Origin of the sequence: Rhizobacter sp. AJA081-3 (genome assembly GCF_017795745.1) — a bacterium.
Taxonomy (GTDB): domain Bacteria; phylum Pseudomonadota; class Gammaproteobacteria; order Burkholderiales; family Burkholderiaceae_C; genus Piscinibacter.
Genome location: NZ_CP059067.1, coordinates 2,033,072 through 2,049,469, shown reverse-complemented (window position 1 = coordinate 2,049,469; position 16,398 = coordinate 2,033,072). Strand labels below are relative to the sequence as shown.

General features: G+C 67.5%; 13 protein-coding genes. All 13 read right to left on the bottom strand.

Annotation, left to right across the window (positions count from 1 at the left end; translation table 11 throughout):
• Positions 1 to 3 precede the first annotated feature (3 nt).
• Positions 4 to 1,326, bottom strand: a complete 1,323-nt coding sequence (gene glnT / locus HZ992_RS09810) for a type III glutamate--ammonia ligase (protein WP_209386463.1) — start codon at positions 1,324 to 1,326, stop codon at positions 4 to 6.
• Positions 1,323 to 2,600 carry a 4-aminobutyrate--2-oxoglutarate transaminase gene (gabT, locus tag HZ992_RS09805; RefSeq protein ID WP_209386462.1) on the bottom strand — a complete coding sequence of 426 codons (1,278 nt, stop codon included), beginning with the start codon at positions 2,598 to 2,600 and terminating at the stop codon, positions 1,323 to 1,325. Before gabT ends, glnT begins: the two co-directional genes overlap by 4 nt.
• Positions 2,601 to 2,624: 24 nt before the next feature.
• Complete coding sequence (locus tag HZ992_RS09800) at positions 2,625 to 4,124, bottom strand: aldehyde dehydrogenase (protein WP_209386461.1); 1,500 nt, start codon at positions 4,122 to 4,124, stop codon at positions 2,625 to 2,627.
• A 104-nt stretch (positions 4,125 to 4,228) separates the two neighbouring features.
• A complete protein-coding gene (locus HZ992_RS09795) occupies positions 4,229 to 5,638 on the bottom strand; it encodes a DUF3138 family protein (RefSeq protein WP_209386460.1) in 1,410 nt (469 codons plus the stop codon).
• 51 nt (positions 5,639 to 5,689) lie between these two features.
• Entirely contained in the window at positions 5,690 to 6,547 is an 858-nt protein-coding gene (locus tag HZ992_RS09790) for an ABC transporter permease (protein ID WP_209386459.1), read from the bottom strand.
• On the bottom strand, positions 6,544 to 7,476 hold the full coding sequence (locus HZ992_RS09785; RefSeq protein ID WP_209386458.1) for an ABC transporter permease: 933 nt from the start codon (positions 7,474 to 7,476) through the stop codon (positions 6,544 to 6,546). The genes HZ992_RS09790 and HZ992_RS09785 overlap by 4 nt, the downstream gene beginning before the upstream one ends.
• Before the next feature lie 7 nt (positions 7,477 to 7,483).
• Complete coding sequence (locus tag HZ992_RS09780; RefSeq protein ID WP_209386457.1) at positions 7,484 to 8,596, bottom strand: ABC transporter ATP-binding protein; 1,113 nt, start codon at positions 8,594 to 8,596, stop codon at positions 7,484 to 7,486.
• 22 nt (positions 8,597 to 8,618) lie between these two features.
• The gene (locus HZ992_RS09775) at positions 8,619 to 9,743 is read right to left on the bottom strand and encodes a polyamine ABC transporter substrate-binding protein (protein ID WP_245213416.1); all 1,125 of its coding nucleotides are present in this window, start codon (positions 9,741 to 9,743) and stop codon (positions 8,619 to 8,621) included.
• Positions 9,744 to 9,876: 133 nt separating this feature from the next.
• Positions 9,877 to 11,274, bottom strand: coding sequence for an aspartate aminotransferase family protein (locus HZ992_RS09770; RefSeq protein WP_209386456.1), 1,398 nt, complete (start codon positions 11,272 to 11,274; stop codon positions 9,877 to 9,879).
• Positions 11,275 to 11,299: 25 nt separating this feature from the next.
• Positions 11,300 to 12,667: a glutamine synthetase family protein gene (locus HZ992_RS09765; RefSeq protein ID WP_209386455.1), complete on the bottom strand. Its 1,368-nt coding sequence runs from the start codon at positions 12,665 to 12,667 to the stop codon at positions 11,300 to 11,302.
• Between the two features lie 103 nt (positions 12,668 to 12,770).
• On the bottom strand, positions 12,771 to 13,559 hold the full coding sequence (locus HZ992_RS09760; protein ID WP_245213415.1) for a gamma-glutamyl-gamma-aminobutyrate hydrolase family protein: 789 nt from the start codon (positions 13,557 to 13,559) through the stop codon (positions 12,771 to 12,773).
• On the bottom strand, positions 13,556 to 14,881 hold the full coding sequence (locus HZ992_RS09755; protein WP_209386454.1) for an NAD(P)/FAD-dependent oxidoreductase: 1,326 nt from the start codon (positions 14,879 to 14,881) through the stop codon (positions 13,556 to 13,558). Before HZ992_RS09755 ends, HZ992_RS09760 begins: the two co-directional genes overlap by 4 nt.
• A gap of 10 nt (positions 14,882 to 14,891) precedes the next feature.
• A complete protein-coding gene (locus tag HZ992_RS09750; RefSeq protein WP_245213481.1) occupies positions 14,892 to 16,187 on the bottom strand; it encodes an omega-aminotransferase AptA in 1,296 nt (431 codons plus the stop codon).
• Between the last annotated feature and the right edge of the window lie 211 nt (positions 16,188 to 16,398).

The following is a 16,398-nucleotide window of genomic DNA, read 5'->3' as shown; positions in this document are numbered from 1 at the left end:
CGGTCAGAACAGGTCGGCGTAGCGCTGCATTTCCCAGTCGCTCACGTGGCGCGCATAGGCGATCCACTCGCCGCGCTTGGCGGCGATGAACTCCGGCGCCAGCGAGGGGCCGAGCGCCTCGCACAACACGGCGTCGCGCTCGAGCGCATCGACTGCCTCGCCCAGGCTCTGCGGCAGCACGCCGATGCCGCGTTCGCGCAGCGCGGCCAGCGGCTGCTCGAACAGGTCGTCGGTGCAGGCGGGGCCGGGCTCGGTGCGTTTCGCGATGCCATCCAGCCCGGCGGCGATCAGGCCAGCGGTGGCGAGGTAGGGGTTGGCCGCGGCATCGGGCAGCCGCCACTCGAAACGGCCGTCGAGCGTGCGCACGAGCGCGGTGCGGTTGTTCGGGCCGTGCGCCACGTAGGCCGGCGCCCAGCTGGTGCCCGACAGCGATTCGCCGACGACCAGCCGCTTGTACGAGTTCACCGTCGGCGCTGCCAGCGCCGCGAGACCCGCCGAGTGCGCGAGCACGCCGCCGATGAAGTGGCGCTTCGTCGCCTCGTCGTCGAACAGGCAGCGCTCGCCATCCCACAGCGACACATGGAAGTGCATGCCGCTGCCCGGCTGGTTGGCGAAGGGCTTGGGCATCATCGAGAAGACCATGCCGTGCCGCTCGGCCAGCGTGTGCGCGGCGAGCTTGAAGAGCATCAGGTGGTCGGCGCTCGTCAGCGCGTCGGCGTGCAGGAAGTTCAGCTCGTACTGGCCATGCGCGTCTTCGTGGTCGATCTGGAACACGTGCAGCCCGCAGGCCTGCAGGCCGATGGCGAGCTCGTGCAGGAACTCGCGCTGGCGCGGCAGGCTCTTCAGGTCGTAGGAGGGCTTGTCGAGGTGGTCATTCGCGTCGGCCGGCGCGAAGCCGGACGCCGTGCGCTGCAGCAGGAAGAACTCCGGCTCGATGCCCGTCTGCAGCGTCCAGCCGCGTTCGGCCAGGCGAGTGATCTGCCGCCGCAGCACCTGGCGCGGGCAGCCATCGAAGGGCGCGCCGGCGACGAAGCCGTCGCAGGCCAGGCGCGCATAGCCGGGCATCCAGGGCAGGGCGCGCGCCGTGCTCGCATCGCCGCGACCGTAGTACTCGGAGCGCGGCCCCATGCGCGGCAGGCCGGTGCCCGCAATCGACGGGCCGGAGAAGCCCGCGCCGGTGGCGAGCAGGATGCCGAGCTGGTCGAGCGGGACGTACTTGCCCTTGGCGACGCCGTGCAGGTCCGTGAACTGCGCGATCAGCGTGTGCACGCCCTGCGCGGCCAGGCTCTCGCGCAAGGTGTCGAGGTGGTGGTGGTGCCCGCTCACGCCACCGCCGCCCGCAATGCGGCGCGCAGCACGTCCATGGCCTCGTCGAACACCGGCTGCTGGATGGTCAGCGGGAACAGGAAGCGCACCACGTTCGCATTCACGCCGCAAGTCAGCAGGATGAGCTTGCGCTTGAGTGCCTCGGCCTGCACCTTCTTCGTGAAGTCGGCGTCGGGTTCGTCGCTGCCGGGGCGGTTGAACTCCACCGCCACCATGGCGCCGAGTCCGCGGATGTCGGCGATCTGCGGCACCGCGGCGCGCATCTCCTGCAGGACAGCCTTCAGCTGGTCGCCGAGCTTCTGACCGCGCTCGGGCAGCTTCTCGTCACGCATCACGTCGATCACCGCGTGCGCCGCGGCGATGGCCAGCGGGTTGCCGGCGTAGGTGCCGCCCAGGCCGCCGGGCGCGGGCGCGTCCATGATCTCGGCCTTGCCGGTCACGGCCGACAGCGGCACACCGCCCGCCAGGGACTTGGCGATGGTCATCAGGTCGGGGATGACGCCGAAATGCTCCATCGCGAACATCTTGCCGGTGCGGCCGAATCCGGTCTGGATCTCGTCGGCGATCAGCACGATGCCGTGCTCGTCGCACAGCGCACGCAGCCACTGCACCGCCTCGGCCTGGATGACATTGAAGCCGCCTTCGCCCTGTACCGGCTCGAAGACGATGGCCGCCACGCGGCTGGGCTCGATGTCGGCCTTGAAGATGTGCTGCACCGCCTTCTTCACCTCGGCCAGGCTGGCGCAATGGCAGGGGAAGGGCGCGTGGTAGATCTCCGGCGGGAAAGGCCCGAAACCGGCCTTGTAGGGCTGCACCTTGCCGGTCAGCGACACCGCGAACAGGCTGCGGCCGTGGAAGGCGCCGCTGAAGGCGATCACTCCGGAACGCTTGGTGTACGAGCGCGCGATCTTGATCGCGTTCTCGATCGCCTCCGCTCCGGTGGAGAACAGCGCCGTCTTCTTGGCGTGCGTGCCCGGCGTCATCGCATTGAGCTTCTCGGCCAGCGCGATGTAGCTCTCGTAGGGCACCACCTGGTAGCAGGTGTGTGTGAAGCGCTTGAGCTGCGCCTCGATGGCCGCCACCACCTTCGGATTGCCGTGGCCGGTGTTCATCACCGCGATGCCGCCGGCGAAGTCGATGAAGCGCTGGCCTTCCACATCCCACAGCTCGGCGTTGTCGGCGCGGTCGGCGAAGAAGGTGCCCATCACGCCCACGCCGCGCGGCGTGGCCGCGGCCTTGCGGGCCATCAGCTGTTCATTGAGGGAATGGTTCATGTCGATCTCCTTGCAGGCTGGCGGTCAGGCGGCGTCGATGCGCACCCAGGTCGTCTTCAGCTCGGTGTACTTGTCGAAGGCGTGCAGCGACTTGTCGCGGCCGTTGCCGCTCTGCTTGTAGCCGCCGAAGGGCACGGTGATGTCGTCTTCATCGTACTGGTTGACGTGCACGGTGCCGGCGCGCAGGGCCCGCGCGACGCGGTGCGCTCGGTTGATGTTGTGGCTCCACACGCTGGCCTGCAGTCCGTAGCTGGAGTCGTTGGCCATCGCGATGGCTTCGGCCTCTGTCTTGAAGCGGATCACGCTCATCACCGGGCCGAAGATCTCCTCGCGGGCGATCTTCATCTGGTTGTTCACCCCGGCGAACACGGTCGGCTCGACATAGAAGCCGCCGGTCTCGCTGCGCGAACGTTTGCCGCCGGTGACGAGCTGGGCGCCATCACCGTGGCCGGCGTCGATGTAGCCAAGCACGGTGCGCATCTGCGTCTCGTCGACCAGCGCGCCCATCTCGGCGTGGCCCGAGAGGGGGTCGCCAGGTGCGTACTTCGGCGCCTCGGCTGACACCACGGCGAGGAACTCCTCCGCCACCTTCTCGTGCACGAACACGCGCGAGGGCGCGTTGCAGCTTTCGCCCTGGTTGAAGAACATGCTGCCGGCCACCGTCTTGGCGGCGCGGGCGATGTCCTCGAAGTCGTCGAACACCACGAAGGCCGACTTGCCGCCCAGCTCGTTGTAGACCCGCTTGAGGTTGCTGCGCCCGGCGTACTCCAGCATCTTGCGGCCCACCCGCGTGCTGCCGGTGAAGCCGATCGCGTCGACGTCCATGTGCAGCGCCAGCGCCTCGCCCGCCTCGTGGCCGAAACCGGGCACCACATTGAACACGCCTTCGGGCAGGCCGGCCTCGACGGCCAGCTCGGCCAGGCGCAGCGCCGTCAACGGGCTTTTCTCGCTCGGCTTGAGCACCACGCTGTTGCCCGCGGCCAGGGCCGGCCCGAGCTTCCAGGCGGCCATGATCATCGGGTAGTTCCAGGGCACCACCGCGCCGATCACGCCCATCGGCTCGCGGGTGATCAGCGCCAGGGCGCTGGCCGGCGTCGGCGCGATCTCGTCGTAGATCTTGTCGACGGCCTCGGCGTACCAGGCGATGGTGCGCGCGGTCGAGGCCACGTCGACGGCCAGGCTGTATTGCACCGGCTTGCCCATGTCGAGTGATTCGAGCAGCGCGAGTTCGTCCTTCGCGCCGAGGATCTTCTCGGCGAAACGCTGCAGGATCTTCTTGCGCGCCGCGGGTGCCTTGCCGGCCCAGCGCGCATCGGTGAAGGCAGCGCGCCCCGAGGCGACGGCGGCGTCGATGTCGGCCGTCTGGCCGCGCGCGATGTCGGCCAGGCGACGGCCGTCGATGGGCGAGCTCTTGGCGAAGGTCTCGCCGCTCACGGCGGCGACACGCTGGCCGCCCACGAAGGCGCGGCCATCGATGCGCAGCGTCGACGCGGCGGCATGCCAGTCGGGGGCAGGCTTGTTCATGGTGAGTCCTTGTCAGTTGAAGACGGGCAACGAAACGCCCGCGGCCGTTACCGGGCCGCGGGCGTGATGCCGTGCGGGGCGTCCGATAGCGGACGCCCGATGGATCAGAACGACACCAGCACCGAGGCGCCGATCATCTGGTTGGTCTTGCTGTAGGTGCTGTCCTTGACATTGATGAACACCGGCTGGCTGGCGCGGTCGAGCCGGTACTCGGCTTTGAAGGTGGTGTTCAGGTTGAACAGCCAGCTGGCACCCAGCGTGAGCGCGGTGCGGTTCGCTCCGACTTCCGGATCGCCGGCACCGTCCGGGCCGATGCCGTTGCGGTCGTCGGCGCCCGTGAAGCCGAGCAGCCCGCCGCCGTTCTTCTTGTTGTTCAGGTAATCCACGCGCGCAGTGGTCTCGAAGCGCGGCGTCCACTTGTAGGCGGCCAGCGTCGACAGGCCCCACCAGCTGGCGTCGCGAAGCTCGCCCGTCGTCGGGTCGGCGGTGACCGCGGCCTGCTTCTGCTTGCCGAAGCTGACCTGGCCCTGCACCGTCCAGTCGCCGCGGATGAAGTAGCCGTCGAACTCGAACAGGTCGAGGCGGGTGTTCTTGGTCGAGTAGGGCTCGAGCGACACCGGGTTGATGCCGATGCCGTCGGGCTGCGTGTCGTCGAAGCCGCGGAAGTTGGCGGCCTTGCCATGCACGCCGGCGAAGCCGAAGCCCTGGAACTCGCCGCGCGAGTAGTCGACACGGTAGGCGAACACCGGCGCCTTCTCGCCCGGCTGGTTGCGCGATGCGTTCATGTTCGCGATCACGCCCTTGTAGATCCACTTGCCGTCGGTGATCTCCATGCCGGCGCCGGTGTAGGCGGTGGGCAGCGTGAAGTCGAACAGCAGGTTGTGCGTGATCAGCTTGTTCAGCGTGGGCTGCAGGTACTCGTAGCCCGACCAGTCGGGGAGCTGGCCGGCGATGAAGCGTGTCTGCAGGTCGCCCAGCGGCACCGACACGCTGGCCTCGTGCACCGGCGACTGCCCGTCGAACACGGCGCCCACGCCGCGGTTGGGCGCCAGCGTCAGGCGCCAGCGGGTGCCGGAGTCGGTCTCCTTCTGGAAGTCGATGACGGCCGCGCCGAAGTACGAGTTGTCGTAGTTGTAGCCGTCGTCGCCCACGGCGTTGAGGAACTGGAAGCCGGCGCGATCCTGGCGCTTGTTGTAGATGAAGGTCGGATCCATGTAGCCGGAGATCTTCAGCAGCTTCAGCCCGGAAGCGTCACGCGCATCTTCCATCGCCTCGGTCTTCACCGAGATGCGATTGAACTCGGCGGCCTGCTCGGGCGTCATGCCCCACTGGCCCGCGGCCGGCTTGGCCTCGGGCGCCTTCTGCTTGGCTTCGAGCTCCGCCACACGCTTCTTCAGCTCCTGCAGCTCCTTGAGCAGGTCGGCCGTCGACTGCGCGGCGGCGCCGCCGGCGAAGCTGGCGCCCAGGGCGAGCAGGGCCGCCTGGGCGAGGGCGGTGGGTTGCCAGAATTTCATCGGGTTCTCCTCGTTTGATCAATCGTTGCGCTGAATCGGGAATCGTTCGTCTCAACCGCCGCGGGCGGCCGCGGCCATGTCCTGTGCACGCTTGCGTTCGGCCCTGGCGATGGCCAGGCTGGCGAGCACGACGCCCACCGAGACCGCCAGCACGATGAGCGCGGCCACCGCGTTCACGCTCGGGTTCAGGCCCAGCCGTGCGCGGGAAAAGATCACCAGCGGCATCGTCGTCGCACCGGGGCCGGACAGGAAGGCCGACAGCACCACGTCGTCGAGCGACAGGGTGAAGGTGAGCAGCCAAGCCGACATCAGCGCCTGCGCGATCATCGGCAGCGTGACGAGCGTGAAGACCTGCCAGGGGCGCGCACCGAGGTCCATCGCGGCTTCCTCGAGCTGCGGGTTCAGGTCTTGCAGCCGGGCCTGCACGACCACCGTGGCGTAGGCCATGCCCAGCAGCAGGTGGCCCATCCAGATGGTCAACATGCCGCGCTCGGGGAAGCCGAGCACGCGTTGCACCGACACCAGCATCAGCAGCAGCGACAGTCCGATGATCACCTCGGGCATCACCAGCGGCGCGCTGACCATGCCGCTGAACAGCGTGCGGCCGGTGAATCGGCGGTACTTGACCAGCGCGAAGGCCGCCAGCGTGCCCAGCACCACCGAGCCGCAGGCGGTGAAGAACGCGATCTGCAGGCTCAGCCACAGGCCGCCGATCATTTCGCGGTCGCCCGGCAGCGCGGCATACCACTTCAGCGTGAAGCCCGACCAGACGTTGGGGATCGGCGAGTCGTTGAACGAGAAGATCACCAGAGCCACGATGGGCAGGTACAGGAACACGTAGCCGGCCGCCAGCCAGGCCTTCGAGAAGCCGCGGGCAAAACCCGCGCCGAAGAAGGTGCGGCCGCTCATTTGCGTTGCTCCTGGGCCTGCGCCTGGTAGCGGTTGAAGATCGCCAGCGGCACCAGGATCAGCAGCACCATCACCACCGCCACGGTCGAGGCCATCGGCCAGTCGTTGTTGCTGAAGAACTCGTCCCACAGCACGCGGCCGATCATCAGCGTCTGCGGCCCGCCGAGCAGTTCGGGGATGACGAACTCGCCGATGCAGGGAATGAACACCAGCATCGAGCCGGCGATGATGCCCGCCTTCGACAGCGGCACCGTGACCTTCCAGAAGGCCACCCAGGGCGTGGCGCCGAGGTCGGAAGCTGCCTCGAGCAGGCGAAGGTCCATCTTGGCCAGGTTGCCGTAGAGCGGCAGGATCATGAAGGGCAGGTAGGTGTAGACCATGCCCAGCACCAGCGAGAAGGGCGAATTCATGAACTTGCCCAGCGCCGGGATCACGCCGGCGGCCAGCAGCAGGTGATCGACGCGCAGCGCGATGAGCAGATCGGACACCCAGCCATGCTCGGTGAGCAGCCCTTTCCAGGCATAGACGCGCAGCAGGAAGGACGTCCAGAACGGCAGCATCACCAGCATCAGCAGGGCCGGCTGCAGCGACGCCTTGGCGCGCGCCATGAAGTAGGCGAAGGGGTAGCCGATGGCCAGGCACAGCACCGTCGTGACGGCGGCGTACTTGATGCTCGACAGGTAGGTCTTGAAGTAGAGGTCGTCTTCCGTGATGAACACGTAATTCGACAGCTTGACCGACAGCGCGAGCACGCCGTCCTTGAAGCTCAGCACTTCCTTGAAGACGACGCCGTCCACTTCGGAGACGCTGATCTTCAGCACGATCAGGAACGGCAGCAGGAAGAAGGCGAGCAGCCAAAGGTAGGGCAGGCCGATCACCGCGGTGCGGCCGCGGACGATCCAGGCGAGCAGGGCGCGCAGTCGATTCATGACCGGCTCACTGCGTCAGCACCACTTGCGACTGGCGCGACCAGTGCGCCCAGGCTTCGCTGCCCCAGGTGAGCTCGTGCTCCCGGTGGCGCTGGGTGTTGTTCTGGCTGATCTTCAGCATGCGGCCGCTGGGCAGCTCAAGGTGATAGACGGTGAAGCTGCCGAAGTACGACAGGTTCTTCACCACCCCCTTGGCGCGGTTGAAGCCGGCGGCGAGGTCTTCGTCGGACGGTGCGTGCGGCGACAGGTGGATCTTCTCCGGCCGCACCGCCACCGTCACCGGCATGCCGGCCGTGCCGGTGATGCCGTGGCCGACGTAGTGCTTGATGTCCTGGCAGTCGATCACGCAGTGGTCGGCCTCGTCCTCGGCGAGCGTGCCGTCCATCAGGTTGACGTTGCCGATGAAGTCGGCCACGAAGCGGGTGGCGGGCGTCTCGTAGATGTCGGCCGGCGCGCCGACCTGCAGCACCTTGCCCTCGCTCATGATCGCGATGCGCGAGGCCATGGTCATGGCCTCTTCCTGGTCGTGCGTCACCATCACGCAGGTCACGCCGACCTCCTCGATGATGTTGACCAGCTCGATCTGCGTTTCTTCGCGCAGCTTCTTGTCGAGCGCGCCCAGCGGCTCGTCGAGCAGCAGCAGTTGAGGCCGCTTGGCCAGGCTGCGCGCCAGCGCCACGCGTTGCTGCTGTCCGCCCGAGAGCTGGTGCGGCTTGCGCTTGGCCAGCTTGCCCAGCTGCACGAGCTTGAGCATGGCCTCGACGCGCTCGGTGATCTTGTCCTGCGCCATTCCCTCGCGACGCAGGCCGAAGGCGATGTTCTCCCACACCGTGAGGTGCGGGAAGAGCGCGTAGCTCTGGAACATCATGTTGATCGGCTTGTCGTAGGTCGGAATGTTGGCCAGATCCTGGCCGTTGAGCAGGATGCGCCCCGCGGTGGGCGTCTCGAAGCCCGCCAGCATGCGCAGCAGCGTCGTCTTGCCGCAGCCCGAAGAGCCGAGCAACGCGAAGATTTCGCCCTTGGTGATCTCCAGGCTGACGTGGTTGACCGCGACGGCACCGCCGCCGAAGTCCTTCACCACGTCCTGGATCTGCAGAAAGGCGGGCGGTGTGGCGCTCATGTTGCCTCCTGGTGGGCGCCGCTCACAGCCCGGTCTTGAAGCTGGTGTAAAGCCGCGTCATGGTGCGGCGGATGTCGTTGGACAGCGCGTCCGGGGCCTGCATCTTCTTCATGTCGTCTGCGCCCGGGAACACCGACGGGTTGCTCGCCACCTCGGGCTTGATGAACTTCTTCGAGGCTGCGTTCGGGTTCGCGTAGAAGACCTTATTGGTCAGGCTGGCGTGCACTTCCGGGCGCAGGATGAAGTCGATGAACTTGTGCGCATTGCCGGGGTGCGGCGCGTCCGCGGGGATCACCATCACGTCGAAGAACAGCACGCCGCCGGTCTTCGGGATCAGCGCCTCGATCTTCTGCCCGGTCTTGCCGTCGATGGCGCGCTGGCGGGCGATGTTGATGTCGCCGGACCAGCCCAGCGCCAGGCAGATCGAGCCGTTGGCCATGTCGTTGATGTAGCCCGAGGAGCTGAACAGCGTCACGTGGGGGCGAATCGACTTGAGCAACGGGCCCACGCCGGCGTAGTCGGCCTGGCTCTTCGAGTAGGCTGGTTTGCCCAGGTAGTGCAGGGCGGCCGGGATCACTTCGGTGGCCGAGTCGAGGAAGCTCACGCCGCAGCCCTTGAGCTTGGAGATGTACTCGGGCTTGAAGACGAGATCCCAGACGTTGTCGGGCATGGGCGTGCTGCCCAGCGCGGCCTTGACCTTGTCGACGTTGATGCCCACCGTGGTGTAGCCCCACAGCCAGTTGACCTGGAACTGGTTGCCCGGGTCGAGCTTGGCGAGTTGCTCCTGCAGCGACGGGTCGAGGTGCTTCAGGTTGGGAATCTTCGATTTGTCGAGCTTCATCAGCAGGCCGCCGTCGGCCTGGATCTTGGCCCAGTACGACGAGGGCACGACCACGTCGTAGCCCGTCTTTCCGGCCACCAGCTTGGCGTGGACGATCTCGTTGTTGTCGAAGTTGTCGTAGCGGACCTTGATGCCCGTTTCCTTCTCGAAGGTCTTCAGCGTGTCTTCGGCGATGTAGTCGGACCAGTTGTAGACGTTCAGCACCTTCTCTTCTTCCTGGGCCGCGGCCGGCGGCCCCCACAGCAAGGCCGTGGCGGCCAGCGCGGCCGCGGTCAGTGAGCTGAGGGTGCCGATCATCCGTTTCATGGTGGACTTCCTTCGTGTCGAGGTTTGTGCGAGGACTAAAGACGGTAGCGGGATCAAGTTCTCGGGCAGTCTAGCGAGCAGGCCGCGCACGGTGCTAGAGGCAAACCCCGTGCCACGTTGCAGGCGGCCGACGTCACATCCAGCCCCTGGCCTTCACGTCGGCCAGCGTCAGGTCGAGGCAGCGGCGGATGAGGCCCGCCATCTCGTCGATCTGCGCGCGCGTGATGACCAGCGGCGGCGCGATGATCATGCGGTCGCCCACTGCACGCATGATCAGACCGTTGCCGAAGCAGTGGCCACGGCAGACCATGCCGACCTCGAGCGCGCCGTCGAAGGTGGCGCCGGAGGCCTTGTCCTTGACGAGTTGCAGCGCGCCCATCAGGCCGCAGGTCTGTACCTCGCCGACCAGCGGGTGCTCGGCGAACTCGGCGAAACGCTGGGCGAGGTAGGGCCCGACGTCCTCGCGCACGCGTTCCACAAGTCCCTCGCGCTGGATCAGGCGGATGTTGGCGATGGCGACGGCGCATGCCACCGGGTGGCCCGAGTAGGTGTAGCCGTGGTTGAACTCGCCGCCCTGGTCGATCAGCACGCGCGCGATGCGCTCGCCGACCATCACGCCGCCCAGCGGGATGTAGCCCGAGGTCACGCCCTTGGCGAAGGTCATCAGGTCGGGCTTGCTGCCCATGCGTTCGCAGCCGAACCACTGCCCGGTGCGGCCGAAGCCGGTGATGACCTCGTCGGAGACGAGCAGGATGCCGTACTTGTCGCAGATGCGCTGGATCTCGGGCCAGTAGGTGTCGGGCGGCACGATCACGCCGCCGGCGCCCTGGATCGGCTCGCCGATGAAGGCGGCCACACGTTCCGCGCCGAGTTCGAGGATCTTCGCCTCCAGCAAGCCGGCCGCCTTCAGGCCGAAGGCATCGCGCGACATGTCACGCCCCAGTTCGAACCAGAACGGCTGCTCGATGTGCACGATATCGGGGATCGGCAGCCCCCCTTGTTCGTGCATGCCGCTCATGCCGCCGAGCGAGGCGCCGGCCATCGTCGAGCCGTGGTACGCGTTCTTGCGGCTGATGATGACCTTGCGCTGCGGCTGGCCGAGCACGTCCCAGTAGCGGCGCACCATGCGCACCACCGTGTCGTTGCCCTCGGAGCCCGAGCCCGAATAGAAGACGTGCTGGAACTGCGGCGGCGTGACCTCGGCCAGCAACTCGGCGAGTTCGATGGCCGGTGGCGTCGCGGTCTGGAAGAAGCTGTTGTAGAAGGGCAGTTCCTTGAGCTGGCGGGTCGCCGCGTCGATCAGCTCCTGGCGGCCATAGCCCACGTTCACGCACCACAGGCCGGACATCGCGTCGAGGATCTTCTTGCCCTCGCTGTCCCAGAGGTAGATGTTGTCGGCGCGGGTGATGACGCGAGAGCCCTTGCTCGCGAGGCCCTTGAAGTCGGTGAAAGGGTGCAGGTAATGCGCCGAGTCGGCAGCCTGCCATTCGGCGGTCGTGCGGGGATGCGGCGTGTTCAGGACGGCATTCATGTCGTTCTCCAGTCTCGTGCGTGCTTCAGACGTGCAGCAGCAGGTGCTCGCGCTCCCACGGCGAGATCACCTTCATGAACTCGTCGAACTCGATCTCCTTGATCTCCGAATACACGGTGATGAACTCCTTGCCCAGCACATCGTGCAGGTCCTTCTCGTCGGCGAGCCAGCCCAGCGCCTCGGACAGCGAGCGCGGCAGCTGGTACTCCGACAGGTAGGCGTCGCCCTTGCATTCGGGCGTGGGCTCGATGCGGTTCTTCATGCCGAGGTAGCCGCAGGCCAGCGTGGCGGCCAGCGCCACGTAGGGGTTGGCATCGGCGCCGATGACGCGGTTCTCGATGCGCCGTGCCGCCGGCGAGGCCACCGGCGATCGGATGCCCACGGTTCGGTTGTCGGTGCCCCACTGGATGTTGATCGGCGCCGACATCGAGCGCGACAGACGCCGGTACGAGTTCACGTAGGGCGCGAAGAGGGCCATCGCCGCCGGCGTGTACTTCTGCAGGCCGCCGATGTACCAGAAGAACTCCTTGCTGGGCGAGCCGTCGGCGTTGCTGAAGATGTTCTTGCCGGTGACCTTGTCGATGATGCTCTGGTGCACGTGCATCGCGCTGCCCGGCTCGCCGGCCATCGGCTTGGCCATGAAGGTGGCAAACATCTCGTGGCGCAGCGCCGTCTCGCGGATGGTGCGCTTGAAGAAGAACACCTCGTCGGCCAGGCCCAGCGGGTGGTCGTGGAAGAAGTTGATCTCCATCTGGCCGGCGCCGACCTCGTGGATCAGCGTGTCGACGTTCAGCTCCATCTGCTCGCAGTAGGCGTAGATGTCCTCGAACAGCGGGTCGAACTCGTTCACCGCATCGATCGAGTAGGCCTGTCGCGAGGTCTCGGCGCGGCCACTGCGGCCGCGCGGCGGGCGCAGCGGCGTGTTCGGGTCGGTGTTGCGCTCGACCAGGTAGAACTCGAGCTCGGGCGCGACCACCGGGCTCCAGCCCTCGGCGTCGTAGAGGTCGCAGATGCGGCGCAGCACCGAGCGCGGTGCGTACGGGATCATCTTGCCGTCGCGGTCGAAGCAGTCGTGGATCACCTGCGCCGTCGGGTCGGTGGCCCAGGGCACGATGCGCACCGTGCTCGGGTCGGGGCGCAGGTGCATGTCGCGGTCGGTCGCGTGGATCACGTCGTAGTACGGCCCCTCCTCGGGGAATTCGCCGGTCACGCCGATGGCGACGATCGCTTCCGGCAGCCGCATGCCGCGGTCCTCGGTGAACTTCTCGCGCGGCAGGATCTTGCCGCGCGCCACGCCGGTGAGGTCGGGCACGAGGCACTCGATCTCCGTCACGCGTCGTTCATTGAGCCACTGTTCGAGTTCGGCAAAGCCGAAATTGCTTTTGTCAACCATGAGTCACCTGAGAGTTGGAGCACACCGGGCCGCCATGGCGGCGCTGACGGTGCGCGGAATCGGTCCCGCCGATGCGGGGAGGCGCCAAGGCGCCGTGCGCGCGTCAGCGCGGTGGCTCAGGCGCGCGCGCTCGGTCGCGGTAGGCAATGCAGGCATCCCCGAAGGCACGCAACAAACGTACCGAGATCGGGTTGGTGGCGGCCTGCCATTCGGGATGCCACTGCACGCACAGGTTGAAGCCCTTCGCGTGCTCGACGGAGAAGGCCTCGACGAGGCCGTCCGGCGCGCGGGCTTCGATGCGCAGACCCGGCGCGAGCCGGTTCACGCCCTGGCCGTGCACCGAGTTCACCTGGATGCGCGGCTCGGGCAGGATCTTCGCGAGCGCGCCGCCGGGTTGCACGTCGACCGGATGGGCGAGGCCATAGACCAGCTCCGCCGGTGCATCGGCCGCGCCGCCAGCCCCGCGGTGGTCATTCTGGCCTTCGACCTCGTGCACGGCCTGATGCAGCGTGCCGCCCAGCGCGACGTTGGCTTCCTGGAAACCGCGGCAGATCGCGAACAGCGGGATGCCGCGCTCGATCACGCGCGGGATCATCGGCAGCGTCCAGTCGTCGCGCTCGGTGTCCAGCGGCAGGCTGGTGTCGTGCACGTCCTCGCCGAAGTGGCGTGGATGTACGTTCGAGGGCGAGCCGGTGAGCAGCACGCCGTCGGCCAGATCGAGAAGTTCGTCGATCTCGTCCGCATGCGCCACCGGCACGATCAGCGGCAGCGCTCCGGCCAGGCGCACCGCCTCGATGTACTTGCGCCCGGCGATGTGGAACGGGTGCTGGCCGAGCACCCGGTTGCACGACGGCACCAGCACGACGGGTTTGGAGGAACGGCGCGCGTTCACAGCAGATCCTTCAGGCGGTAGTAGGCCATGCCGGCCACCAGCGCCGGCGTGCGCAACAGCTTGCCGCCGGGGAAGGAACGATGACGGATGCGTGCGAAGGTATCGAAGCGTTCGGCATCGCCCGCGATGGCCTCGGCCACCAGCTTGCCCGCCAGGCCGGTGAGCGCCAGGCCGTGGCCGGAGAAGCCCTGCAGGTAGTAGACGTTCGACCAGTCCGGCCCGCCCTTGTCGTGCAGGCGATCGGCCAGGCGGCCGAAGTCCGGCGCGCGGTTCATCGAGATGTCGACGAAGCCGCCCCAGGCGAACTCGACCTTGGTGTCGCGCAGCTGCGGGAAGGTGCGCGCCATGCGGCGCTGCATGCTTTCGGCCAGGTTGGACGGCGTCGTCGTGCTGTAGCTGACGCGCCCGCCGTAGAGCATGCGGTGATCGAGCGTCGGGCGGAAGTAGTCGAGCACGAAGTTGGTGTCGCAAGCCGCGGCGCCCGACGGGATCAGCGAAGCGGCCAGCGCCGGCTCGATGGCTTCCGAGGTGACGATGTAGGTGCCGACCGGCATCACGCGGCTCTCGAGCACCGGCGCGACGCCCTGCAGGTAGACGTTGCCGGCCAGCAGCACATGCGACGCATTGACGCTGCCCTGGGCGGTACGCACCTTGGCGACGCGGCCCGGAACGATCTCGGTGACGCCGGATTCCTCGAACACCTGCACGCCGAGGCTGGCCGCGGCGGCGGCCATGCCCATGCTGTATTTCAGCGGATGCAGGTGACCGCCCAGCGGATCGTGGATGCCGCCGTGGAAGCGCGAGCTGGCGATCCAGCGCTGCATGTCCTGCGGCGGGATCCAGGTCGACTCGTAGCCGTAGTCGGCGTGCATCTGCTCCTGCCAGGTGCGCAGTTCGCGCGCCTTGCGCTCGTTGACGGCCAGGCCGAGGTAGCCGTCGCGCCAGTCGCAGTCGATGCCGAAGCGCTGGCGGCGCTCGCCGATCAGGCGGATCGACTCGAGCGTCATGTCCCAGACGCGGCGCGAGGCTTCGCGGCCGAGTTGCGACTCGATGACCGATTGCTCGCAGGCCAGTCCCGCGATCGCCTGGCCGCCGTTGCGCCCCGAAGCGCCCCAGCCGACCTGGCGCGCTTCGAGCAGCGCGACGCTGTAGCCGCGGTCGGCCAGCTCGATGGCGGCCGACAGGCCGGCGAGGCCACCGCCGACGATGGCCACGTCGGCGTCGACATGGCTTTGCAGCACGGGAAAGCGCTGCCGCCGCGGCGCCGTCGCCGCGTAGTAGGAGTTACGCGTCAGTTCCAGGTCGGTCTGCAGCAGCGTCATAAGGAAGGGATCAGGCCGCCGTCTTCAGAACGTCGGCCAGCGTGCCGACCATCTGGTCGATATGGCTCTTCTCGATGATCAGCGGCGGCGACATCGCGATCGTGTCGCCGGTGGTGCGGATCAGCACGCCACGTTCCCAGCACTCGAGGAAGATGTCGAAGGCTCGCTTGCCCGGCTGGCCCGGAATCGGCTCGAGCTCGACACCGCCGACCAGGCCGATGTTGCGCACGTCGATCACGTGGCGCGAACCCTTCATCGAGTGCAGCGCCTCCTGGAAGTAGGGCGCCATCTGCGCGCCGCGAGTCAGCAGGCCCTCTTCGGCGTAGGTGTCCAGCGTGCCCAGCGCGGCAGCACAGGCCAACGGATGCGCCGAGTAGGTGTAGCCGTGGGTGAACTCGATCACGTGCTCGGGGCCGGTCATGAACACGTCGTGGATCTGCTGCTTGCAGAACACCGCGCCCATTGGAACGCAGCCGTTGGTGATGCCCTTGGCAGCGGTCATCAGGTCGGGCGTGACGCCGAAGTGCTGCGCCGCGAAGGGCGAGCCCAGTCGGCCGAAGCCGGTGATGACCTCGTCGAAGATCAGCAGGATGCCGTGCTTGTCGCAGATGGCGCGCAGCCGTTCCAGGTAACCCTGGGGCGGCAGCAGCACGCCGGTGGAGCCTGCCACCGGCTCGACGATCACCGCGGCGATGGTCGAGGCGTCGTGCAGCGCGACCAGGCGCTCGAGGTCATCGGCCAGTTCCGCGCCGTGCGCCGGCACGCCGCGCGAGTAGGCGTTGCGCGCCAGGTCGTGCGTATGTCGCATGTGGTCGACGCCGCCGAGCATGGGCCCGAACAGCTTGCGGTTGCCGACGATGCCGCCCACCGAGATGCCGCCGAAGTTGACGCCGTGATAGCCGCGCTCGCGGCCGATCAGCCGGGTGCGGGTGCCTTCGCCGCGGGCCCGGTGGTAGGCGATGGCCATCTTCAGTGCGGTGTCGACCGCCTCGGAGCCCGAGTTGGTGAAGAACACCTTGTTCAGGCCCCGCGGCGTGAGTTGCACCAGGCGCTCGGCCAGTTCGAAAGCCTTGGGGTGCGCCATGTTGAAGGGCGGCGCGAAGTCGAGTTCGGCAGCCTGCTCGGCGATCGCCTTGACGATGCGCGGCCGGGCGTGGCCGGCATTCACGCACCACAGGCCGGCGATGCCGTCGAGCACCTCGCGCCCCTCGGGCGTCCAGAAGTGCATGCCCGAGGCCTTGGCCAGGAGGCGCGGCGCCTTCTTGAACTGGCGGTTCGCGGTGAACGGCATCCAGTAGGCGTCCATCGCATGCGGGTGGGCGGCGCCTTCGTCGCGCAGCGAGAGCACGGCAGGGTCGATGGATTGGTTCATGGCAGCAGGCTCCTGGAGATGTCGATGCACCCCCGGCAAAGTGTGCGATCAGACACGCTGCGAGTCTAGAGAAACCGTCGCGCAATGTGCTTGCGCAATCGAGCGGGGTTCACCCTCCATCCTGCAATATCATGCGAACTATCTG